The sequence below is a fragment of the Streptomyces sp. NPDC042371 genome, assembly GCF_056437465.1.
Window position 1 is genome coordinate 1 of sequence record NZ_JBWKAP010000031.1, and the last position, 2,425, is coordinate 2,425.

Genomic DNA, 2,425 nt, shown 5'->3' on the forward strand with positions numbered 1-2,425 from the left:
CTAGGCCCTGTCCGGCCGATCATGGGATTGGTACGGGGCTGCTCGATGGGTTGGGGGCTGGAGGTGCGGGTGCCCGCCGGTTTGAGAGCCCGGCGGGCGGGGGGTGTGTCGTGGGTTGGTCAGAGACCGGCGGTGTACAGCAGCGAGTTGGGGGAGCTCTTGCTGACCTTCGTCAGGACGTCCTTGGTGGTGTTGTCGTCGAGCCACTCCGCGATGTCGTCGGGGGTGGCGTCGGGGTGTGCGGCGAGGTAGAGGGCGGCGACGCCGGTGACGTGCGGGGCGGCCATGGCGGTGCTGCTCTTGGTGCTGCTGCCGCCGCCGAGCTTGGCGGAGGTGATGTCCTCACCGGGTGCGTAGAGCGCCACGCACGTGCCCCAGTTGCTGAAGTCGGCTTCCTCGTCGTACTTGTTGGTCGCGGCGACGGTGAAGACCCGCTCGGCGGCGGCGGGGGAGACCAGGTCGCAGTTCTTGGAGTCGTTGCCTGCGGCGACGATGGGCAGGACGCCCGCGTCGGAGAGGGCGGTGGCGGCCTTGTTGAGCGCGCTGTTCAAGTCACCACCGGAGGAGATGTTGGCGACGGCGGGCTTCTTGGCGTTGGCGGCCACCCAGTCAAGGCCGGCGATGAACTGCTCGATGGTGCCCTTGCCGTCGCAGCCCAGGACGCGGACGCTGACCAGGTTCGCCTTGCGGGCGACGCCGTAGGTCTTGCCGCCGACGGTGCCGGCGACGTGAGTGCCCTGCCCCTGGCAGTCCGCGCCTTCCTTCCCGTCGCCGACCGTGTCGGTGCCGAAGGTGGCCCGGCCCTCGAACTCCTCGTGGGCGTACTCGATGCCGGTGCCGATCATGTAAGCGGTGACACCGGCTCCGTCGCCCTTGGCGGTGAAGGAATCGTCCAGCGGCAGCTTCTGCTGGTCGATACGGTCCAGGCCCCAGCTCGAAATGGTCTCCCGGGTGGCCGGGGTGCGCGGTGTGGAGAGGGTCTTCGGGGCGGTGGCGACGCCGTTCTCCTCGACGCTCTCGACCCCCGGCAGGGCCCGCACCTGCTGCAACTGTGCCGGGTCCAGGCGGGCGGAGAAGCCGTTGAGGGCGTGGCGGTAGGTGTGCAGCGGCTCCACGCCCTGCACCCGGCCGGCCAGCGCGGCGGGGTTCTGATGCTTGGCCACGGTGACGATGTACTGGCCCGGCACGGCCTGGGCGGCCTTGCGCAGCGGCGCTGGGGCCGCCTGCCTGGAGGTTTGCCCGGCTGCCGTGCCCTGTGCGAGGGCCAGGGGGATGATCAGCATGAAGGCGGCGGACGCGCAGCGCGCGGACAATCGCATGGGTGCTCCGTTCACAAGGTGACCGTCCCTCCGGGGCCGGACGGCCCCGCGCGTGACGGTCACCTGATGCATCGTCGATTGACGTGCATTCCTTGAGCTTCCGCACCCTTGAGGGGAGGCGTGTCGGTGCCCGGCTGGAGGTGGGGTCGTTGTCCCGGTGGTGGTGGAGGACAGGGGCAGGGGTGATCTCACCGATGCGCAGTGGGAGCGGGTTCGGGCGCATCTGCCGGTCAGCGACGGGCGGGGCGGTCGGTGGCGGGACCATCGGCAGGTGATCAACGGTGTCCTGTACCGGATTCGGACCGGTGTGCCGTGGCGTGATCTGCCGGAGCGGTACGGGCCGTGGAAGACCGTTGCCGAGCGGCATCGGCGGTGGTCGGCGGACGGCACCTGGACTCGTCTGCTGCGGCGGATCCAGGCGGAGGCCGACGCGGTGGGTGACATCGACTGGGAGGTGTCGGTCGACTCCACGTCCGTGCGGGCTCACCAGCATGCGGCGGGTGCCCACCGGGCGGGTTCGCGCATCACCCCGTCCGGAGGTGAGGCCGGTGGCGGACTCTGGCCGAGTGCCGGCGAGTCCGCCCTACGGCCCGGTGAGGCCGAGGCGCTCGGCCGCTCCCGGGGCGGCTTCACTACCAAGGTGCATCTGAGTGCGGACGGCCGGTGCCGTGTGCTGTCCCTGGCCTTGACGCCGGGTCAGCGCGCGGACTGTACACAGTTCGAGGCGGTGATGGGCGGCATCCGGGTCCCTCGCCTCGGCGTCGGCCGCCCTCGGAGCACTCCGGTGAGCGTCAGTGCGGACCGGGCGTACAGCAGCCAGGCGATACGCCGCTACCTGCGGCGACGCGGGATACGCCACAGCATCCCCGAGAAGAGTGATCAAGCGGCCAACCGCCGCTCGCGAGGACACTTCGGCGGCCGGCCACCCGGCTTTGACCAGGCGCAGTACAAGAAGCGCAACACCATCGAACGAGCCATTAGTAAGCTGAAGAACTTCCGAGCGGTGGCGACACGTTACGACAAGCGAGCCCACATCTACCTTGGAACCGTCACCGTCGCAGCCCTCATGATCTGGCTCCGCACATGATCGGCCGGACAGAGCCTAG

At 69.9% G+C, this 2,425-nt stretch carries 2 protein-coding genes; one reads left to right on the forward strand and one right to left on the reverse strand.

Going from position 1 to position 2,425, the window contains the following annotated elements:
- Positions 1 to 119: 119 nt before the first annotated feature.
- Positions 120 to 1,319, reverse strand: a complete 1,200-nt coding sequence (locus tag AC068B_RS41130) for a S8 family peptidase (RefSeq protein ID WP_478676567.1) — start codon at positions 1,317 to 1,319, stop codon at positions 120 to 122.
- A gap of 163 nt (positions 1,320 to 1,482) precedes the next feature.
- Between AC068B_RS41130 and AC068B_RS41135 the strand changes: the two genes are divergently transcribed.
- Positions 1,483 to 2,406 (forward strand): IS5 family transposase, encoded by a 924-nt coding sequence (locus AC068B_RS41135; RefSeq protein WP_478676568.1) that lies wholly within the window; start codon positions 1,483 to 1,485, stop codon positions 2,404 to 2,406.
- Positions 2,407 to 2,425: the final 19 nt, after the last annotated feature.